This window comes from Ruegeria sp. CDSC025 (genome assembly GCF_059610805.1).
In genome coordinates, this window is the sequence record NZ_JBXWOJ010000019.1 from 1 (window position 1) to 18,179 (window position 18,179).

Sequence of the window (18,179 nt, forward strand, 5' to 3'; positions counted from 1 at the left end):
CCAATCTCCTGAATCGGCTTCTTCTTCGCCTCACGCGCAATTTCGATGTCAGATTTATAGCTCATTGGGTTTCGGTCCCTGATTGAATTCCGTGCAAACCCGACGCAGAACGCCGGCGCTGCTCACTCCATACCGTTGTGTACCAAATTGGTGGCTATGGATTCCGACATAATTGCGCCTTGAAACGTCGTAGCGTCACATCGGCACCTTCCGATCGGAAATTGCGGTCCCTTATGGTGTCCAGGCTCTCTGATCAGGGACAAACAGTGTAAGCTCATCGCCCAGATTCAGCTCTCCGGGTCTTTCGACCCAAGCCGTGACCCCCCGCCGTCCCTGCGCTGCGGGCTTGAAGGCCGCACCATATCCGGGCAAGTCAGCCTCGATCTCGCGCCCCGGCAGGATACAGGGCCGGTTTTCCATGTCGATTGTCAGCGTCACGCTATTTTCCACCTGCAAACGAGACGAGGGCGGAATATGGGTGAAATCCGGAATGCCGCGCAAGACAATGCTGACCCCCAGATGGGACGGGTCCAGCTTACCCAAGCCCATTTCCTGCGCGATGGCATCAAGTTCTTCTGCGGACAGGATCGATAACTGCCGCACATTGCGAATTTCGGTGCCTACCGGGTACAGGTTTTTGACTCGCACGCAAGAGGTACGATTCACGCCTTCGTGACGCGCGCCTTGATCACCCGAGAAACCCAAATCCAGACTGTCCACGGCATTGGCCCGGAGAGTTTCACCTGCTGGTACGTGGCCCAACCAAATAACTTCTCCCGTGAATTCGGTTTCGCGCAATACCGGCATATTTATCCCTTTTTCAGAACTGACATCTGATGCGGAATAGAGGGCAAACCTTCGCGATTGAAAAGAAAAAAGACCCGGGACAGGCCCGGGTCTTTGAAAGTTTAAGCCGTTGGTTCCGGCTCCATCCCGCCATCGGGCGGAGTTTTCTTAACCTTGGTTTTCGGAATGGCTGTCACGCTGGGGGCGCTGCCCTCATCAGGTTTATCGCCCTCGTCATCGCTTTCGCTGGGCGGCTCGCCATTCATGACGCGTTTGATCTCGTCACCGGTCAGGGTTTCATATTCCAGCAGCCCTTGGGCCAGACGTTCCCATTGCTCGTTCTGTTCTGACAGGATCTGATGCGCACGCTCATATCCTTGCTGGATCAGGCGCTTGACCTCTTCCTCGATCAGTTCCTTGGTATGGGCCGAGACCGAGAACCCGGCAGTGTTGCCTGAATAGCCATCATGCGCTTCGGCATAGTCGATATTGCCGACCTTGTCCGACATGCCCCAGCGCATCACCATCGCGCGCGACAGTTGGCTGGCCTGCATGATATCGCCCGCCGGACCGTTCGAGACATGGTCCTCGCCATATTTGATCACCTCAGCCGCCTTACCGGCCATGGTCATGGCCAGCTTTTGCTCACACTCATCGCGGTGATAGTTCAGGCGGTCCATTTCTGGCAGTGACACCACCATGCCCAGCGCACCACCACGCGGAATGATCGTTGCCTTATAGACCGGATCACACAACGGCAGCGTCATACCAACAACGGCATGCCCTGATTCGTGATAGGCAGTCTTTTCCTTCTGGTCCTGGGTCAGCACCATCGAGCGGCGCTCGGCACCCATCATCACCTTGTCCTTGGCATTCTCGAAATCTTCCATGGTAACAAAGCGGCGACCGACGCGGGCGGCCATCAGCGCGGCCTCATTCACGAGGTTGGCCAGATCAGCACCCGAGAAGCCCGGAGTCCCGCGCGCGATGATGCGCAGATCGACATCAGGTCCGAGGGGCGTCTTGCGTGCGTGAACGCCCAGGATCTTCTCGCGGCCTTTGATGTCGGGGTTGCCGACAGTCACGTTGCGGTCGAAACGGCCTGGACGCAGCAGCGCAGGGTCCAAAACGTCCTTACGGTTGGTGGCCGCCAGGATAATCACGCCCTCATTGGCCTCGAACCCGTCCATCTCGACGAGCAACTGGTTGAGCGTTTGTTCACGTTCGTCATTACCCCCGCCATAACCGGCACCACGATGGCGGCCAACGGCGTCAATCTCGTCAATAAAGACGATACAGGGAGCGTTTTTCTTGGCCTGTTCGAACATGTCGCGGACACGGGATGCACCGACACCGACGAACATCTCAACAAAGTCCGAACCCGAAATGGTGAAGAAGGGCACACCCGCCTCACCCGCAATGGCGCGGGCCAGCAGCGTTTTACCGGTCCCCGGAGGGCCCACCAACAAAGCGCCTTTTGGAATCTTGCCACCCAGACGACTGAATTTCTGCGGATTGCGCAAGAATTCTACGATCTCTTCCAGTTCTTCCTTGGCCTCGTCGATGCCAGCGACATCATCAAAGGTTACACGGCCATGCTTTTCGGTCAGCATCTTGGCCTTGGACTTGCCAAAGCCCATCGCGCCACCTTTGCCGCCACCCTGCATCCGGTTCATGAAGTAGACCCAGACACCGATCAGCAGCAGGAAAGGAAGAAGAGTGACCAGGAAAGACTGAATGCCCGATTGCTGTTGTTTCACAGCCTGAACCGGGATGCTTTCATCGATCAGCAGTTTGGTCACCTCGGCATCGCCGGGCTTGATCGTGACATAGCTTGCGCCGCTTTGCGTGGTATAGCGAATTTGCTCGCCATCCAATGTCACGTTTTTGACTTCGCCGCCTTCAACAGCGGTCACGAAATCAGAATAGGTTCTTTCATTGCTCTGAAGCGTTCCACCTGGTCCGCTGAACAGATTGAACAGTGCAAGGATCAGCAAAAACAGAACGACCCAAAAGGCGATGTTACGAGCGTTGCCCAAGAAAAATCTCCCAAAAGATTTCGGCAGATGGGGATCTGCCGGGTTGCTCTTTAAAATAGAGATGATTCAAGCAGGTTCAATGCGATAAAACCGAAGAGTGAAACTCGGGCTCTTCTGGCGTCAGTTCTGCAAGCCAACCATTTGAGAAACCCACCATAGGTGCAGATACCAAGACCTCTCCACTCCAGACGGACGGAGACGCCAGAAGCGCGGCGCGCGGTTTTCCAAGTGCACGCCAATCTGGCACGGCCTGCAAACCAGCCGCACCTAACGGGTGAACCTGTGCGTCGGGAATCGCCGGACCAGACAGAATCCACCGTTCATCCCAAATCTGACCGGGTGCGCCGGGTTCGCTCTCAACGGCATTTAGCTCTCTGCAAACCCACATTTTATCGGCTTTTGGGATCAAGAGGCATCCACCTATCGTCGCCGCCGCACCCTGATCAATCGCGAGTAGCGCCCGGTCTGTTGCAGCCTGACGCGGTGGATATCCGCGGCCCGCAATCCAGCGGACACAACCTATAAGAAGACGACGTCGGATTTCCGCAGGCAGAGTGGAAAATCGCGCGCGATCGACACAGATATCGCCGCCATCGACACTCAGGACCTGACGGGCGGATTCCTGCGTAATCTGCTCTAATGCTTCACGGGCTTGAGCAAGGTTTTCAGCAACGCGGGACAGAGAATGCACCGAAATCCCAATTTCGGATAAGCCGGTCAACGCGTTGCGCGCCTTGATACGATCAAACCGCCGGTCGTGATTCGATGGATCCTCGATCCAATCTGCCCCAATCTCGGCAAGATAATCGCGCAGTTGTTGCCGGGTGATCCCCAACATCGGCCGCAGCAGCATGATCCCTTGATAGTTCCGCATTGCGGGCATGCCGGACAATCCCGTCACACCAGCAGCGCGCGCCAATCGCATCAGCATGGTTTCGGCTTGATCATCGGCGGTGTGTCCCAGGGCAATCGCACCGATCTGCTTGTCACGCGCCCAGTCTGACAGCAACTGGTACCGGGCCTGCCGCGCCCTATCCTGCAGGTTACCTGTCTGGTCCCACCCCTGCCAGTGCAACGTCTCATGTGGAAGGCCCAGACCCTGGGCAAGCTGCGCCACCCAATCTGCCTCCGCCACCGCTTCGGGGCGCAGATTGTGGTTCACCGTGGCGACAAACAGCTCAACCTGTTCCTCTTGGGCGATGTGCTTCAACAAACTCAGCAAAGCAACTGAGTCACCGCCACCGGATACCGCAACGCCTAGACGGCGCGGAAGGTTTTCCGGCAATCGCGCGCGGAGTTCGGATTTCAGGAGTGTGCCTTGTGTGGTCAAGTACAACCCAGTGACGTCATTTCCTGCGTAGCGCTGGAGACCAATGCCGAGGCCGGGAACCGGACGCTAACCTCGCTCAGTGTGATACACGCCTGTTCGGTCTGTCCCAGACGGCCCAGAGCAGCACCCAGTTCGAACAAAGCCTCAGGCGCATAGGCGCCTTCGGAATCACCCGTGAAGCTGGCCAGAAAAGCCCTTGCAGCTTCGCGGGTGTCGCCAATGCCTTCCAACGCCTGCCCGCGCTTTAGGTGTGCTTCGGGCGCAAGCGGGCTTCCGGGATATGATGTATCGAATACTGCGAACTGATCCGCAGCGGCCTGGAAGTTTCCATCGGCCAGCGCCTGAGCAGCGGCATTGAAATCCGCTTGCTCGCCTACTGCCAACTCACCCAGGTCGGCATCGGTTGGCGCTGTCGGAGCAGTAGGGGCTGCGGATGTGATGTCCGTATCTCCGCCCAGAGTTGTTGTATCACCAAGCGTACTCAGGTCACCGCCTTCCAGTTCGACCAAGCGAAACTCGAGATCACCGATGCGGTTAGTCCCGTCGGTTACGATATTCTGTACACGCTGGTTCAACTGTTCGGTCTGGCGCGTCAGGCGCTGCAACTCGGCCTCTATGGCATCAACGCGTTCAAGTATCGAACTGCCGGAAAGGTTCGGGGCCGGAGAGCCAGTTGTTGAAAACTCGCGCTTGAGCCGCTGAATTTCCACATGCAGCACCGTCAGTTCCTGCCGGATATCCGCCAAGGTTTGCTGATCCTGTGCTTGTGCCAAACCGGCGGTCGCCAAAACTGCGGCCAGAACCCATCCTGCTAGTTTCATCGTCTTATCCCAAAGTTGATCCGGTCAGCACCGTGACTGCACGACGGTTTTTCGAATAGCAGTCCTCGGTGCTGCAAATCTCGATCGGACGCTCTTTGCCAAAGCTGACAGTTGTCAGCCGGTTGCCCGCTACTCCGCGGGAAATCAGGAACTCGCGGGCGGCATTTGCCCGGCGCGCACCCAGTGCGAGGTTATACTCACGCGTGCCCTGCTCATCCGCATGGCCTTCGATCGTTGCCACAAAGTCGGGGTTGGCCATCAGCCAGTCGGCCTGCCCCTGCAGCACTGACTGCGCCTGCGGTGTCAGCGTCGACTGATCGACCGAAAACAGAACCCGGTCACCAACAGTTTGCTGGAAATATGCAGGCGAGCGCGGATCACTTGGAGAGCCCGCGGCCAGCCCGCCATTTGCGCCATTGCCAAAGCCGCCGCCCAGCGCAGACGGATCGTTATTGGTGCAGGCCGCCAACGCGCCAAACACACCTAGTGCTAGGATTTTGCCCAATACGTTCATCTCAGGTGCCTCGTTGTTTTTTCTCTTTATTGCCGTCTCTGTAGCATAGTGCAGGTTCCTTGTGAACTTTTCCTGCCAGCAGCCGTAATCAATTCTGCAGTGGGCCCCATGACGGATCGCTGCCCCCATCCGGGGTGCGGATCGGGCGCAGGTTGCGTCCCGAGATATCCACCGAATACAGCGTCGCCCGGCCACTTGCGCCCTGGGTTTCTCGTGTGAACATGATCACGCGACCATTAGGGGACCATGTCGGTCCTTCGTCCAGAAACGACGAGGTCAGCAAACGCTCTTCGCTGCCATCTGTTCGCATGACACCGATATGAAATCGGCCTTTATTCTGCTTGGTAAACGCAACCAGATCGCCACGGGGGGACCAGACCGGCGTTCCATAACGGCCCTGACCAAAGCTGATCCGCGTCGCCTCGCCCCCGTTTGCGGGCATGATGTAAAGCTGTGGTGTGCCCGAACGGTCGCTTTCAAACACGATCTGGGAACCGTCCGGCGAATAGCTGGGGGCGGTTTCGATCGCGGGCGTATTGGTCAGCCGCACGCTTTGCCCGGAAGCCAGATCCATTTTCCACAGGTCCGTATTGCCGCCCTGAATAAGCGAATAGACGATCGACCGTCCATCTGGCGAAAACCGGGGCGAAAAGCTCATCGTGCCGCCCTGGGTGTTCAACTCAGTCCGCCTGACCCGCTCGATATCCAAAACATAGATGCGCGGCTGACCGGATTCGTAGCTGGTATAGAGCAATTGATCACCGGCAGGTGAAAAGCGTGGTGCCAGAACAATGGCGGCGCTGTCGGTCAGGTACTGCACATTCGCACCATCATAATCCATGATCGCCAGCCGTTTCAGGCGCTGGTTTTTGGGGCCGCTTTCCGAGACAAAGGCAACGCGACTGTCGAAATAGGCGCCCTCGCCCGTTACACGGCTATAGACTTGATCCGCCACTTTATGGGCCATGCGCCGCCACCCTTCAGTCGTCCCGGCAAACTGCAGACCGTTGCCCAGCTCCTGCCCAGAAAACACATCCCAGACCCTGAACCGCACCGTCAGGCGATTGCCCGACACATTCACAGCACCTGTCACCAAAGCCTCGGCATTGATGGCTTTCCAATCCGCGAACCGAACGGGATCTTCAAAGCTGGCCACTTGGCTGATGAAAGCATCAGACAGAATTTCGCGGAACAGCCCTGTTCCGGTTAGATCGGCGGCCACAACCCGCGAGATATCCTGGGCATATTGCGCAGCTGCTGTGCTGTCCGGCACAAAATTCGGAACCGAAAAGGGCAAGGGTTCGATGATCCCCTGATCCAATTCCAAGCGAAGCGGTCCACTTTGGGCGTGAACAGGTGCCGACACCAGTGTCAGGCCAAGCAACAGGCTGGTCAGAAGTCTCATCATTTGATCCGCATCCTCTCGGGATTGAATGTAATCTCAATATCCTGCCAATGCTCGTATTTATCGGTTGGCAGGTCATATCCTTTGGCTCCACAGCGCAAAATGGCACGTCGAGCAGCCTCATAGGCTTGTCTGGCTGCGCCGTCAGAACCGCCTGAGCTGTCGATCAGGCGCAAGCTGCCGCCAACCACCTTGCCATCAGGGGTCAACGAAAATCCGACAACAACAACTGTCTGCAGAGCATCCGTGGACAAGGACCCGACGTTCCAGCATTGGGAAACGGCCAATCGCATCGCGTCCTTTTCGCCGCTGGTCAAGGGCGGACCAGAGGGTTCACTCCCTTGTCCCAACGCCTCGGCCAGCGCATCGTTGATGGCTGTTTCCGTCTGCGCGGGCTCTGTGGGTTCGGGCTCGGGCGTCTCCGCCACTTCGGGCTCGACCGGTGGTGTCGGGCGGTTGGGACGGGTCCGCGGGCGCGGCGATGTTCGGGGAGCGTTTTCTTTGGGCTCTTCCGCTTCGGTCACGATCTCGTCAGCCTTTTCCTCGGGGGCGGTCTGATCCTGCTGTTCCTGCTGGGTCTCGGCTCCCTCGTCCAAAGATACGGCCGGGGTTTCGATTTCATCAGGCGCGGCCTCGGGCGGAGGCGGCGCAACCGGCACCGGCGCAACATTCTCGGCCGGGCTGGGCTGTGCTTCTGGCCCAGAAGGCACCGTAAGGTCGACGATCTCGGGGGCGGGAGTGTCCAACACCGGTGGCTGTTCAATCACCACCGGTTCTGGCGGCGGCTCAACCGGTTCAGGCTCAGGATCCGGGTCCGGGTCGGGTTCAGCAGGTTCCGCCTCTTGCAACGAAGGCTGCTCCTCCACTACCGGTTCCGGCGCTGGCTCCTCGTCTGTTGGGGCTTCGGGCGGCTGTAGCGCTGTTGGCGTTGGCACTTCGGGTGCATCCCGCTGAGCGGTCATAGCCGCAAATTGCTCAGCCGAAATGACCGAGACATCCTGCACGGCCATAGGCAACGGTTCGGATCGGAATGTACCGCCGAAAAATGCCCAACCAATCAGACTGACATGGGCAATCGCCGAGATCTTGGTGCCGGTATCCACCGTGCGGCCTCACTCTCCACCGTCGTCCAGTGTCGGGCCGCCCGTATCGGTCACCAGCCCCACATTGGAGAACCCACCCGCATTAAGCGCGCCCATTACCTGCATCACCTGCGCATAAGGGATCGCACCATCCGCGCGCAAAAACACTCGGTCGCTACTGCGTTCTGCTGCGATAGCACGCAGTTTTCCAATCAACTCTTCGCGCAAAATATCCGTGGTCTGGATCTGTACCCTGCCATCCGCGGTCAGCGTGACCGTTAAGGGTTCTTCGTTATCGCCGGGCAGCGCACTGGCCGCCGTTTTAGGCAGATCAACCGGGACACCAACAGTCAGCAAGGGCGCGGCCACCATGAAGATGATAAGCAGCACCAGCATAACGTCCACAAAAGGTGTGACATTGATCTCTGCCATCGGTTGCGCACGACCGCGACGCCGACCACGCCTGCGACCATTCCCGCCCGAGGATTGCTGAACCGCAGCCCCCATCTCAGCTGTCCAGTTGGCGCGACAGAATGGTGGCGAACTCATCGGCAAAGGCTTCATAGCCTCCAACAATCCGGTCACTATCTGCGCTGAGTTTGTTATAGAAAATCACTGCCGGAATCGCGGCCAACAGGCCCAGGCCGGTGGCCAGCAAGGCCTCGGCAATACCGGGGGCGACAACAGCCAGGTTGGTGTTCTGCTGCTCGGCAATCTCGATGAACGCATTCATGATACCCCAAACCGTTCCGAACAGACCAATGAAGGGTGCAGTTGAGCCGACAGTGGCCAGAATGGGCAGGCCCTTTTGCAGCGCCTCGGCCTCTTTCGCGATGGCCACATCCATCGACCGATCAATGCGTGCAGTGGCACCAGCTATCAGCCCGCCATCAGTGCGGTGCGAGCGGCGCCATTCGATCATGCCCGAGGCAAATATCTTCTCCGAACTGCCATCGGGTTGGGTACCGATCTGCTCGAACAGTTCATCCAGGGGGTTCCCGGACCAGAAAGCCTCATCAAAAACCTGAGCTTCACGCCTTGCAGCACGGTAATTGATCAGTTTCTGGATGATGATCCCCCAGGACCAGACTGATGCGCCAATAAGCATCAGCATTACCAGTTTAACGATAAAAGTCGCGCGGGCAAAAAGCCCCCACATGGAGAAATCGATCTCCTGCGCCAGCGCCAGCGTTTCAGCTTCCATGAACCTGCTCTTTGTTTTGCCTGACAGCCTTACGGCCTTGTTTTGTCAAACGCTAACGCAGATGGGGGCGAATTGCCAACAGAACCACTCGGGCCCTGCAAATTGTTACAACAATGCGCGAATCTCTGCCGGAAGGCGTACGGGCTTGCCCTGCGCATTCATACAGACGGCGGTAACGATGGCGCGAAAAATCTCCTCTTCGCCCCGTTTGACCACTTGCGCCATGATCAGACGGACACCGGACAGAGACTTGATTTCGGTCTCGATCTCCAGATCGTCGTCAAATTTGGCCGGGGCCAGGTATTCCGCCTCGATCCGGCGCACGACCCAAACGATACCTGCGTCACGCATGGCATTCTGGTCATTGCCCAGGCGCCGCACATAGTCCGACCGGGCGCGTTCGATGTATTTCAAATAGTTAGCGTGATAGACCACGCCGCCCATATCGGTGTCTTCGTAATAAACTTTAACGGAATAGACGTGCTTCATTGCGGTTGATCCAATCTGGCAAACAATCTCAGCGCATGAGAGGCATCCTGCGCCGCGCCCGGCAGGACAGGATCGTATGCCGCCCGGATCAACCCGGCAATGTCTGGTCGCAATATCGTCGCGTCACCCGCCACTGCCAAGGGCGACTGGTTGCGAAAAGCGGTATCGGACCAGAGCAGCACCGTTTGCACCACCTGGCTGAGCGCAAGCGTTTCAGCGGGGACTTGCGACAATTCATTGTCCATCCGCAAAAACACAAAGGCCGCACGAATGGCGCCGTCTTCTTCAAAACGGAATATCCGGTACTGGTTGGCATCGGCCGCGATCAACCGATCAACCAACGGCCCCAGATCAGGGACCAAACGGTCCAGATCGGGCACTTCTGTCAGTTCTTTCCAGTCGCGGAAGAAAAAGACCATGCAGTTGGCGCCAAGCTCGGGGTCGGTTTCTGCCATCTGATGCCCTGCCAGTGTTACCACTGCCTCGAACGCGCCTTTGACCGTGGCCAAACTTTCATCTTCGACCCCAAAGACGATCGGCACGATGGGGCGGCCCCAGCGCGCAAACAGGAACTCTCCGCTTTCGCGGGTGAACAGGGCTTGAATGTCGTCGGGTGTCACACGCAATCCTCGGCAATCGGACAATGTTTGGCGAAACCCTTAAAAGCTCGCAGGCTCGGCTTCAACCAAACAGATCGTTTTGCCCCTTGGGTGCGGCCATGCCCAGATGCGTCCACGCCTTCTGCGCCAGCATCCGGCCACGCGGTGTGCGTTGGATCAGGCCTTGCTGCAAGAGGAAGGGTTCGATCACCTCCTCCAGCGAGTCCCGGCTTTCCGACAGAGCTGCCGACAAGGTTTCGATACCTACCGGCCCGCCCGCGTAATTCTCGGCGATCAGCTTCAGATACCGGCGGTCCGCGCCGTCCAGCCCCAGATGATCGACCCCCAGCCGCGTCAACGCCCCATCAGCCAAATCGCGGGTGATCCGTCCATCGCCTTCGACGATTGCGAAATCCACCACCCGCCGCAGCAGGCGCCCGGCGATCCGAGGCGTTCCGCGTGACCGGCGCGCGATCTCTCGGGCGCCGCTGTCATCAGCCGGTGCCCCAAGCTTGCGCGCGTTGCGGGTGACAATCTCGTGCAATTCATCAACGGTATAGAACTGCAGGCGTGTCGGGATGCCAAAGCGGTCGCGCAGCGGCGTGGTCAGCAGTCCCATCCGGGTGGTGGCCCCGACCAGAGTAAACGGCTGCAACTCGATCCTCACCGTGCGCGCGGCCGGGCCTTCACCAATCACCAGATCCAGCTCGAAATCCTCCATCGCCGGGTACAGGACCTCTTCGACCGCTGGATTCAATCGATGGATTTCGTCAATGAACAGCACATCGCGCGCTTCCAGATTGGTCAGGATCGCCGCCAGATCGCCCGCCTTTGCCAGAACCGGGCCAGATGTCATCCGAAAATTCACCCCCAACTCACGCGCGATAATCTGCGCCAGCGTGGTTTTGCCCAGACCCGGAGGGCCATGGAACAGCGTATGATCCATTGCCTCACCCCTTTGGCGAGCGGATTGGATAAAGATACGCAGATTGGCGCGCGCCTCGGCTTGACCGATGAATTCGTCCAGTCCCTGCGGGCGCAAGGCGCGGTCATTGTCTTCCGGCAACGGCTCGGGGCGCAGGGTGGGATCGGCATCTACCATACAATCACCCTTTCGGAGCCAATAGTTTCAACGCAGCGCGGATCAGGTCCGCCTCACCCGCTTCGGGCAAGCTTGCCGCGGCTTCGGCCACGGCTGACGCGGCCTCGGACGGGCCGTAGCCCAGATTGGAGAGTGCCGACAATGCCCCGGCAGATGCTGCTGCATTACCTGATGCGCTTATGGTGGGCCGCTTTGGCACAGGTGTCGGTTCAGTCAGTTCCACCACATCCAGCGCGGGGCCATCCATTGCCTCGGTCACCGTGCCGCCCATGGCCATAACGCCGGGCGCCTTGTCTTTGAGGTCCAGCACGATCCGCTGCGCGGTTTTTGGGCCCACGCCCTTGGCTGCCTTGACCGCCCCCCAATCGCCCAGAGCAATCGCCCGGCTAACACCATCGGGGCCCAAGGCGCTGAGGATTGCTAGCGAAACCTTGGCCCCGACCCCTTGCACCGAGCACAGCAGGCGATGCCACTCCTTCTCGACCAGCGAAAGGAACCCGTAAAGCTGCATCAAATCCTCGCGCACCACCATGTCGGTGTAGATCGAGATCGCCTCACCCACGCCCGGCAGCGCAGCCATCGTACGGTCCGAGCAATAGACCAGATAGCCGACCCCACGCACGTCGATCAGCACGTGATCCGCCGCGCGGTAATCCAACCGGCCTGTCAGCTTGCCAATCATGCCCGCACCTGTTTCATCCGCGACTGTGGCGTTGCCCCATAAAAGGAATGACAGATCGCTATCGCCAGCGCATCCGCGGCATCCGCGCCCTTGGGCTGACAGCCCGGCAGTTGCAACTTGACCATATGAAGAACCTGTTCCTTTTCGGCATGGCCCACGCCCACAACCGTTTTCTTGACTCGATTGGGCGCATATTCCCCCACCGGCAACCCGGCCTGCGCCAGCGTCAACAGTGCCACACCTCGTGCCTGACCCAGCTTAAGCGTACCGGCTCCGTCCTTGTTCACAAAGGTCTGTTCGATGGCGGCCTGATCGGGCTGATGCTCGGCAATCACTTCGACGATCTGATTATGGAGCGATAGCAACCGCTCTCCCAGATCATCCCCGTCCGATTTACATAACCCATTGGCAACATGACTGAGACGGCTGCCATGTGATTCGATGACGCCCCATCCCAGGGTCCGTAGCCCCGGATCAATGCCCAGAATTCGCATATATAGCCTCGGCCTGCTCGGGTTTGTGTGTTCTTTTTTACCGACTAGCACGAAACAAGAACATTTTCCAAGCGAATTGACTGATGGTCAGATTGCGACACGGTCGTCCTGTCTCCGACAGAATGAGCTGATTGCGACTGAAAAATGTCGGGTTCCGACCAGCTTGATGAAGGCAAAATTGCCAATAAATTAAGGCGTTTCCATGTTTTTCGAGCATTGCAAAAAACGCATAGGACACATGCAATTTCTATGCTTGTGCAGTCAGAAAACCATCCCTAAATGCCCGTCAGATCGCAAGATCAGAGTTTAACACAAACCGGAAGGAAACAGGATATGGCTGCACTGGACACAACCCGCACCACCACTGGCTCATTTGGCCTCGTCGGCCGTATCGGCGCGACTTTCGCAATGGTCGTAAACGCCGTTGTCGAATGGAATGATGCCCGCGTTACACGCAACGCGCTGAGCGGTCTGTCGGACCGCGAGCTGGAAGATATCGGCCTGTGCCGTGGCGACATTGAAATCGTCGTGGAAGGCCGCCGCTAAGGCAAAGCAAACTTACCGTTGATTTTCCCCTTCTCCCTCGGGGCAAAGAAGAACGCCGCGTATCCCCGGATACGCGGCGTTTCTATTCAAAACGGAAGAAACTTAGCGGAGAACTTTGCTGAGTTGAGACGAGAGGGCCTGTGATACCGGGTCGATCTGCATGATCCATGCCCCCGCCTTCTCCACTTCGGTCCCTTGCGCAAGGCTATCGACACGATACTGGTAGGCCGACGACCCCAAGCTGGTCAGCAAAAGCGTTTTGAATGCGAACAGCCCAGCCAAGCAGATCAGCAGAGCCTTTGCAGGCACCGCGGACTGAACCCGCTGTGGTTTCATTACAACCAAGCCATCTTTGCGCATAGTCGCACGATAACCACGGGTCATCTTCGAATGTTTCTTGTTCAGCCGATGAACGCGCTGATCAAATTCAATTTGTTTTCCAGTCATGGCAGCCTCCAAATCAACCGCCCCCCAATTCCACGTCATTGACGGTAAAAACAGATTGCGACAAAAAAGAGGCGAAACTCCACAAAACTCCTGCAAATGGCCCGATTTTAGCCCTGTTTGGTTAAGACTAGCGACGTCCATTCACCAATTTGGTCATTTCTAGAGGCATTGAAACCATTTTGGAGATAAACGGAAACAACGTCCTCGGCTTGCTCGTTAAGGATTCCCGATAGAATCGCCTTACCCCCGACCCGCAGATTCGCTGAAATTTCGGGCGCCAGGGCCACCAATGGGCCCTTGAGGATGTTGGCGAATATCAGATCATAGGGCGCAAGAGATTTCAGCTCCGGATGATCAAACCCCGCAGCCTCGACACATTGAACCTTCCCTGACATGCCGTTTGCCTTCAGGTTGGCTTCGGCGACGTCGACGGCGACCTCATCAATGTCGCTGGCGATAATGTCGCCATCCCAAACTCGGGCTGCAGCCATCGCAAGAACGGCGGTGCCGCAGCCGATATCTGCAACTTTTGTCGCGGTAAAACCCTGATCGAGCAGAAAATCCAGAGCCTTGAGACACCCAAGGGTGGTGCCGTGATGCCCGGTACCGAAAGCCATTGCAGCCTCAATCAACAAAGGGATACGGCCTTCGGGCAGCTTGTCGGCATCGTGACAGCCATAGACGAAAAAGCGGCCAGCCTCGACAGGCGCCAATTCACGGCGGACATGGGCGACCCAGTCGGTTTCGGGCAGTTCCGAGATTACAAAGGGTTTGGATCCGAACGCAGCCGCCAGAACCGCCAGTGCCGTTTCATCCGGCGCTTCGGTGAAGTAACCGCCAATCTCCCACAGGCCCGAGCCATCTTCGACTTCGAATACGCCCACGCCCGTGGGTTCGGGATCAAGACGCTCCATGGCTTCGCCCAGACCATCGGCTGATTTTTTGCCGGTCAGGGTGGTAAGCGCGGTGAATGTGGGCATGGGAGCCTCCTGTGTCAGCTGACACAGCGCCTAGGGTGCGGGCCCGCGAAGGTCAAGCATTGGCAGCTATTCCGCCGGAGCGGGCGCGTATTTCGACAGTATCGTCTCATTCCCAAGCTCTGGGTGGCGCGGGATCAGCAGCGACAGCGATAACGAAATCAACGCCATCGCTGCAGCCACCGCAAAGACCGCTCCGGGCGAGTACACCCAGAGCAGGCCCAGAAGCGCTGGTAGGAATACCGCGGCGATATGGTTGATCGTAAAGGCAACCGCTGCGGTTGGCGCAATATCTGCCGGATCGGCAATTTTCTGGAAATAGGTTTTAAGCGCCAGAGCCAGCGCGAAAAGCACATGGTCAATCACATAGAGAGTAGCCGCCAGAACAACGCCCCAACCGAACCAATAAATACCGCCATAGGCTGCAAATACAACTGCCAGGCCTGCATATTCGAAAATCAAAGTGCGACGTTCACCGAATACGGACACAGCTTTGCCTAGCATCGGCGCAACCGAAATGTTGATAACCAGGTTGATCAAGAAAAGACCGGTGAGTTCGTGGACCTCAAACCCGAATTTCTCGACCATCATGAAACCGGCGAAAACGACAAAGATCTGACGACGCGCGCCCGCCATGAACTGAAGCGCATAGTACAGCCAGTATCGGCGGCGCAGCACAATTTTTTTGGTTTGCGGAGTCGGCGCGTCGAACTGCGGATAGGCGACCAGACAGAACAACGCCAGCAAAGCCGTCAGCCCACCCGCAGCCATGAATACAGTGTTATAGGACAGATCGAACCGATCCCACGTCAGGACAATCAGCCCATAGATAACCAATGTCGAAGCTGATCCCATGGCGACCATCCAGCCCAGAAATTGCGGCGCTCGGTCCTTGGGCAACCATTGCAGCTGAAGGGATTGGTTCACGGTTTCATAATAGTGGAACCCGATCGAGCTCAGCAGTGTGACGAACAACAAGCCGCCAAGGCTTGGGAACCACGCTGTCACCGCAGTCGCAACACCCAGCATGATCAGCGAGATCATCGCCAGCACCTGCTCCCGAACAAACAAGATCACGGCAATTACGCCTACAGCCAGAAAGCCTGGGATCTCGCGCACGGTATGCAGCAGGCCGATGTCGGCACCGTCGAAATTCGCCACTTCAATAACGAAATTGTTCAACAACGCGCTCCATGCGTTGAAAGCAATGGGCATGGTCAGTGCCATCACGAATAAAAGCGTGATGGGACGGCGCCAGAACGGAAGGCTTTGCGCCTCGGAAAGTGGCATGGGTTTCAGCATGAGAGTCCCTCTACGCCCATTTTCTGGTTTTGGCGAGTGGGAAGAAGGGCATGCACATTGGCTCTGCATGAATGCAGAGGTCAGTAGAAATTTTGCGGGTCAATATCAACGGTCAGCCTGATGTCACCCTTCAGCCGCAGCGGTGCTATCCAACGGGCGATGGCATCCTGAATTGGCGCCCCTTTGGGGGCTTTGACCAGCAGCCGCACCCTGTGTCGCCCGCGGATACGCGCAATGGGCGCAGGCGCTGGACCAAAGACCTGCGCACCGATCTGCCGCAACGGGGCGTCGTTGCGGGCCATGGCGTTGCCGATGTCAAAAACGGGACCGACCTCGGGGCCAGACAGAACGATACCGGCCATGCGTCCATAGGGGGGAACTCCGGCTGCCAACCGCCCGGCCGCTTCGGCTTTCCAGAACCCCTCTTCATCGCCCGACAGGATGGCGCGAATGACGGGATGTTCCGGCTGGAACGTCTGCAACAGCGCCTGTCCGGGCTTATCCGCGCGCCCGGCGCGGCCAGCCACCTGCCGCATCAGCTGGAATGTGCGCTCGGCCGCACGCAAATCCGCCCCATGCAGGCTGAGATCGGCGTCAATGACACCCACCAGTGTCAGTTTCGGAAAATTGTGCCCCTTGGCCACCAGCTGCGTACCAATGACGATATCGGCGTCACCGGCAGCAATCTCTTCGATCTTTGCTTTCAATGCGCGCGCCGATCCAAACAGATCGGATGACAGCATGGCAATATTTGCCTCGGGAAATGTTGCCTCAGCCTCTTCAGCCAGCCGTTCGATCCCTGGCCCGACCGGGGCCAGCTTGCCCTCGACCTGACAGGAGGGGCAGACCTCGGGCATGGGTTTGGTCTCACCGCATTGATGGCACATCAGACGCTTGAGAAACCGGTGTTCAACCATGCGCGCATCGCAGTGATCACAGGCAATCTGCTCGCCACAAGCCCGGCACAGGGTGACCGGCGCATATCCCCGGCGGTTAATAAACAGAAGGGATTGTTCACCCCGCTCGATCCGCTGATGGACGGCCTGCCGCAGCGATGGAGAAATCCACGTCCCCGGCTGCATCTTCTCGGCCCGCATGTCGATGGGCTTCATCTCGGGCAACACCGCATCGCCAAAGCGCGAAGTCAAATCGAGCCGCTCATACTTGCCTGCCTCGGCATTGGCCCAGCTTTCCAGTGACGGCGTCGCACTTGCCAGAATAACGCGCGCGCCGCATATGGCGGACCGCAGCACAGCCATGTCACGGGCGCTGTAATGCACGCCGTCTTCCTGTTTGTACGAGGTGTCATGTTCTTCATCGACCACGACCAACCCAAGATTGCGAAACGGCAGAAACAGGGCCGAGCGCGCGCCGACAACCAGCTGTGCATCGCCCTGCCCCACCATGCGCCAGACTCGGCGGCGTTCGGTCATCGTCGCGCCCGAATGCCACTCTGCCGGGCGCGCGCCGAATCGTGCCTCAACGCGCGTCAGGAATTCGGCGGTCAGGGCAATCTCGGGCAGCAGAACCAGCGCCTGCCGCCCCTGGCGCAACGCTTCGGCGACGGCCTCAAGATAAACCTCGGTCTTGCCCGACCCGGTGACGCCTTTCAGCAAGGTCGTGCCATAATCACCCGTTCGCAGGCCAGATTGCAGGGTTTCCACTGCAGAGGCCTGATCATCGGTCAACGCCTTGCCCGGCAGATCCGGATCCAGATGTGGATAGGGCAGATCGCGCGGGCTGTCTTCTTCGCGAACCGCACCGAGTTTGACCAACCCCTTCACGACTGAAGAGGTCACACCCGCCTGTTCGGCCAGTTCCTTCAGCGTAAAGGCCAACCCGCCGTAGTCGCGCAGCACCTCCAACACACGGGTCCGCGCGTCGGTCACCCTGTCAGGGTCCCTGTCGCCAAGCCGATAGACCTTGCGCATCGAAGGCGGATCGCCCAATCCGGGCGCGCGCGTGGCCAATCGCAACATCGCAGGCATCGGGGTCAGCGTGTAATCGGCGACGCGCCCCAGAAACAGGCGCATCTCTTCGCGCATCGGCGCGACTTCAAGCACCCGGATCACCGAGCGGGCCTTGGCAAGGTCAAAGCCACCCTGCCCCGGCCCCCAGACCACGCCCAAGACCTTGCGCGGGCCCAGCGGCACCTCGACAAAAGCGCCCAGAAAGCACCCGCCCTCGGGCGCCTTATAGTCAAGCGTCCGGTCCAGCGGTTGGGCGGTCAGCACCGCCACCAGCTCACCTTGGTCGAAAAACTCCTGAGTGCTCAATGCATATCCTTGGCAAGGGGTTCCAGCATGGGTCTCTTTGAGGTAAAGCCATCCGCGACCAAGGCCAACCCATCAAAGGACTGC

At 58.4% G+C, this 18,179-nt stretch carries 19 protein-coding genes; 1 reads left to right on the forward strand and 18 read right to left on the reverse strand.

The window, feature by feature from the left end; genetic code table 11:
- Nucleotides 1–231: 231 nt before the first annotated feature.
- The 14 genes from AC2FH8_RS18985 to ruvC all read right to left on the reverse strand — a co-directional run bounded on the left by AC2FH8_RS18985 (nucleotide 232) and on the right by ruvC (nucleotide 12,547).
- Nucleotides 232–807, reverse strand: coding sequence for an MOSC domain-containing protein (locus AC2FH8_RS18985; RefSeq protein WP_496690469.1), 576 nt, complete (start codon nucleotides 805–807; stop codon nucleotides 232–234).
- A gap of 101 nt (nucleotides 808–908) precedes the next feature.
- Nucleotides 909–2,825, reverse strand: coding sequence for an ATP-dependent zinc metalloprotease FtsH (ftsH, locus tag AC2FH8_RS18990; protein ID WP_142640196.1), 1,917 nt, complete (start codon nucleotides 2,823–2,825; stop codon nucleotides 909–911).
- A 76-nt stretch (nucleotides 2,826–2,901) separates the two neighbouring features.
- Nucleotides 2,902–4,155, reverse strand: coding sequence for a tRNA lysidine(34) synthetase TilS (gene tilS / locus AC2FH8_RS18995; RefSeq protein WP_496690470.1), 1,254 nt, complete (start codon nucleotides 4,153–4,155; stop codon nucleotides 2,902–2,904).
- Complete coding sequence (ybgF, locus tag AC2FH8_RS19000; protein ID WP_496690471.1) at nucleotides 4,152–4,976, reverse strand: tol-pal system protein YbgF; 825 nt, start codon at nucleotides 4,974–4,976, stop codon at nucleotides 4,152–4,154. Before ybgF ends, tilS begins: the two co-directional genes overlap by 4 nt.
- A 4-nt stretch (nucleotides 4,977–4,980) precedes the next feature.
- A complete protein-coding gene (gene pal / locus AC2FH8_RS19005; RefSeq protein WP_281973807.1) occupies nucleotides 4,981–5,490 on the reverse strand; it encodes a peptidoglycan-associated lipoprotein Pal in 510 nt (169 codons plus the stop codon).
- Nucleotides 5,491–5,578: 88 nt separating this feature from the next.
- Nucleotides 5,579–6,898: a Tol-Pal system beta propeller repeat protein TolB gene (gene tolB / locus AC2FH8_RS19010; protein ID WP_142640188.1), complete on the reverse strand. Its 1,320-nt coding sequence runs from the start codon at nucleotides 6,896–6,898 to the stop codon at nucleotides 5,579–5,581.
- The gene (gene tolA / locus AC2FH8_RS19015) at nucleotides 6,895–7,998 is read right to left on the reverse strand and encodes a cell envelope integrity protein TolA (RefSeq protein WP_496690472.1); all 1,104 of its coding nucleotides are present in this window, start codon (nucleotides 7,996–7,998) and stop codon (nucleotides 6,895–6,897) included. Before tolA ends, tolB begins: the two co-directional genes overlap by 4 nt.
- Nucleotides 7,999–8,007: 9 nt before the next feature.
- Nucleotides 8,008–8,484: a protein TolR gene (gene tolR / locus AC2FH8_RS19020; RefSeq protein ID WP_142640204.1), complete on the reverse strand. Its 477-nt coding sequence runs from the start codon at nucleotides 8,482–8,484 to the stop codon at nucleotides 8,008–8,010.
- Between the two features lies 1 nt (nucleotide 8,485).
- Nucleotides 8,486–9,181 (reverse strand): protein TolQ, encoded by a 696-nt coding sequence (gene tolQ, locus AC2FH8_RS19025; protein ID WP_142640185.1) that lies wholly within the window; start codon nucleotides 9,179–9,181, stop codon nucleotides 8,486–8,488.
- 105 nt (nucleotides 9,182–9,286) lie between these two features.
- A complete protein-coding gene (ybgC, locus tag AC2FH8_RS19030; protein ID WP_142640183.1) occupies nucleotides 9,287–9,670 on the reverse strand; it encodes a tol-pal system-associated acyl-CoA thioesterase in 384 nt (127 codons plus the stop codon).
- On the reverse strand, nucleotides 9,667–10,290 hold the full coding sequence (locus AC2FH8_RS19035) for a hypothetical protein (protein ID WP_142640181.1): 624 nt from the start codon (nucleotides 10,288–10,290) through the stop codon (nucleotides 9,667–9,669). Before AC2FH8_RS19035 ends, ybgC begins: the two co-directional genes overlap by 4 nt.
- A 61-nt stretch (nucleotides 10,291–10,351) precedes the next feature.
- Nucleotides 10,352–11,371, reverse strand: coding sequence for a Holliday junction branch migration DNA helicase RuvB (gene ruvB, locus AC2FH8_RS19040; protein ID WP_142640179.1), 1,020 nt, complete (start codon nucleotides 11,369–11,371; stop codon nucleotides 10,352–10,354).
- Between the two features lie 4 nt (nucleotides 11,372–11,375).
- Entirely contained in the window at nucleotides 11,376–12,053 is a 678-nt protein-coding gene (gene ruvA / locus AC2FH8_RS19045) for a Holliday junction branch migration protein RuvA (protein ID WP_271952277.1), read from the reverse strand.
- Complete coding sequence (ruvC, locus tag AC2FH8_RS19050) at nucleotides 12,050–12,547, reverse strand: crossover junction endodeoxyribonuclease RuvC (RefSeq protein WP_142640175.1); 498 nt, start codon at nucleotides 12,545–12,547, stop codon at nucleotides 12,050–12,052. Before ruvC ends, ruvA begins: the two co-directional genes overlap by 4 nt.
- A 333-nt stretch (nucleotides 12,548–12,880) precedes the next feature.
- On the opposite strand from ruvC, the gene AC2FH8_RS19055 reads away from it, so the two are divergent.
- Nucleotides 12,881–13,093 (forward strand): DUF1127 domain-containing protein, encoded by a 213-nt coding sequence (locus AC2FH8_RS19055; protein ID WP_142640173.1) that lies wholly within the window; start codon nucleotides 12,881–12,883, stop codon nucleotides 13,091–13,093.
- Between the two features lie 102 nt (nucleotides 13,094–13,195).
- On the opposite strand, the gene AC2FH8_RS19060 is transcribed toward AC2FH8_RS19055, so the two are convergent.
- The 4 genes from AC2FH8_RS19060 to AC2FH8_RS19075 form a co-directional block, all read right to left on the reverse strand.
- Nucleotides 13,196–13,540: a hypothetical protein gene (locus tag AC2FH8_RS19060; protein WP_142640171.1), complete on the reverse strand. Its 345-nt coding sequence runs from the start codon at nucleotides 13,538–13,540 to the stop codon at nucleotides 13,196–13,198.
- A 107-nt stretch (nucleotides 13,541–13,647) separates the two neighbouring features.
- Nucleotides 13,648–14,520, reverse strand: coding sequence for a 50S ribosomal protein L11 methyltransferase (locus tag AC2FH8_RS19065; RefSeq protein WP_142640169.1), 873 nt, complete (start codon nucleotides 14,518–14,520; stop codon nucleotides 13,648–13,650).
- A gap of 66 nt (nucleotides 14,521–14,586) precedes the next feature.
- Nucleotides 14,587–15,819 carry an MFS transporter gene (locus AC2FH8_RS19070; protein ID WP_271952281.1) on the reverse strand — a complete coding sequence of 411 codons (1,233 nt, stop codon included), beginning with the start codon at nucleotides 15,817–15,819 and terminating at the stop codon, nucleotides 14,587–14,589.
- Nucleotides 15,820–15,899: 80 nt separating this feature from the next.
- Nucleotides 15,900–18,095 (reverse strand): primosomal protein N', encoded by a 2,196-nt coding sequence (locus tag AC2FH8_RS19075; protein ID WP_496690473.1) that lies wholly within the window; start codon nucleotides 18,093–18,095, stop codon nucleotides 15,900–15,902.
- Nucleotides 18,096–18,179: the final 84 nt, after the last annotated feature.

What these genes read in the sequence shown, in the direction of transcription:
- tolR (WP_142640204.1), bottom strand. Translation starts at nt 8,484, where the DNA reads ATGGGGGCTGCGGTTCAGCAATCCTCGGGCGGGAATGGTCGCAGGCGT.
- tolB (WP_142640188.1), bottom strand. Translation starts at nt 6,898, where the DNA reads ATGATGAGACTTCTGACCAGCCTGTTGCTTGGCCTGACACTGGTGTCG.
- AC2FH8_RS19055 (WP_142640173.1), top strand. Translation starts at nt 12,881, where the DNA reads ATGGCTGCACTGGACACAACCCGCACCACCACTGGCTCATTTGGCCTC.
- ruvB (WP_142640179.1), bottom strand. Translation starts at nt 11,371, where the DNA reads ATGGTAGATGCCGATCCCACCCTGCGCCCCGAGCCGTTGCCGGAAGAC.
- ybgF (WP_496690471.1), bottom strand. Translation starts at nt 4,976, where the DNA reads ATGAAACTAGCAGGATGGGTTCTGGCCGCAGTTTTGGCGACCGCCGGT.
- AC2FH8_RS18985 (WP_496690469.1), bottom strand. Translation starts at nt 807, where the DNA reads ATGCCGGTATTGCGCGAAACCGAATTCACGGGAGAAGTTATTTGGTTG.
- pal (WP_281973807.1), bottom strand. Translation starts at nt 5,490, where the DNA reads ATGAACGTATTGGGCAAAATCCTAGCACTAGGTGTGTTTGGCGCGTTG.
- AC2FH8_RS19060 (WP_142640171.1), bottom strand. Translation starts at nt 13,540, where the DNA reads ATGACTGGAAAACAAATTGAATTTGATCAGCGCGTTCATCGGCTGAAC.
- AC2FH8_RS19070 (WP_271952281.1), bottom strand. Translation starts at nt 15,819, where the DNA reads ATGCTGAAACCCATGCCACTTTCCGAGGCGCAAAGCCTTCCGTTCTGG.
- tolQ (WP_142640185.1), bottom strand. Translation starts at nt 9,181, where the DNA reads ATGGAAGCTGAAACGCTGGCGCTGGCGCAGGAGATCGATTTCTCCATG.
- ruvA (WP_271952277.1), bottom strand. Translation starts at nt 12,053, where the DNA reads ATGATTGGCAAGCTGACAGGCCGGTTGGATTACCGCGCGGCGGATCAC.
- ruvC (WP_142640175.1), bottom strand. Translation starts at nt 12,547, where the DNA reads ATGCGAATTCTGGGCATTGATCCGGGGCTACGGACCCTGGGATGGGGC.
- ybgC (WP_142640183.1), bottom strand. Translation starts at nt 9,670, where the DNA reads ATGAAGCACGTCTATTCCGTTAAAGTTTATTACGAAGACACCGATATG.
- AC2FH8_RS19065 (WP_142640169.1), bottom strand. Translation starts at nt 14,520, where the DNA reads ATGCCCACATTCACCGCGCTTACCACCCTGACCGGCAAAAAATCAGCC.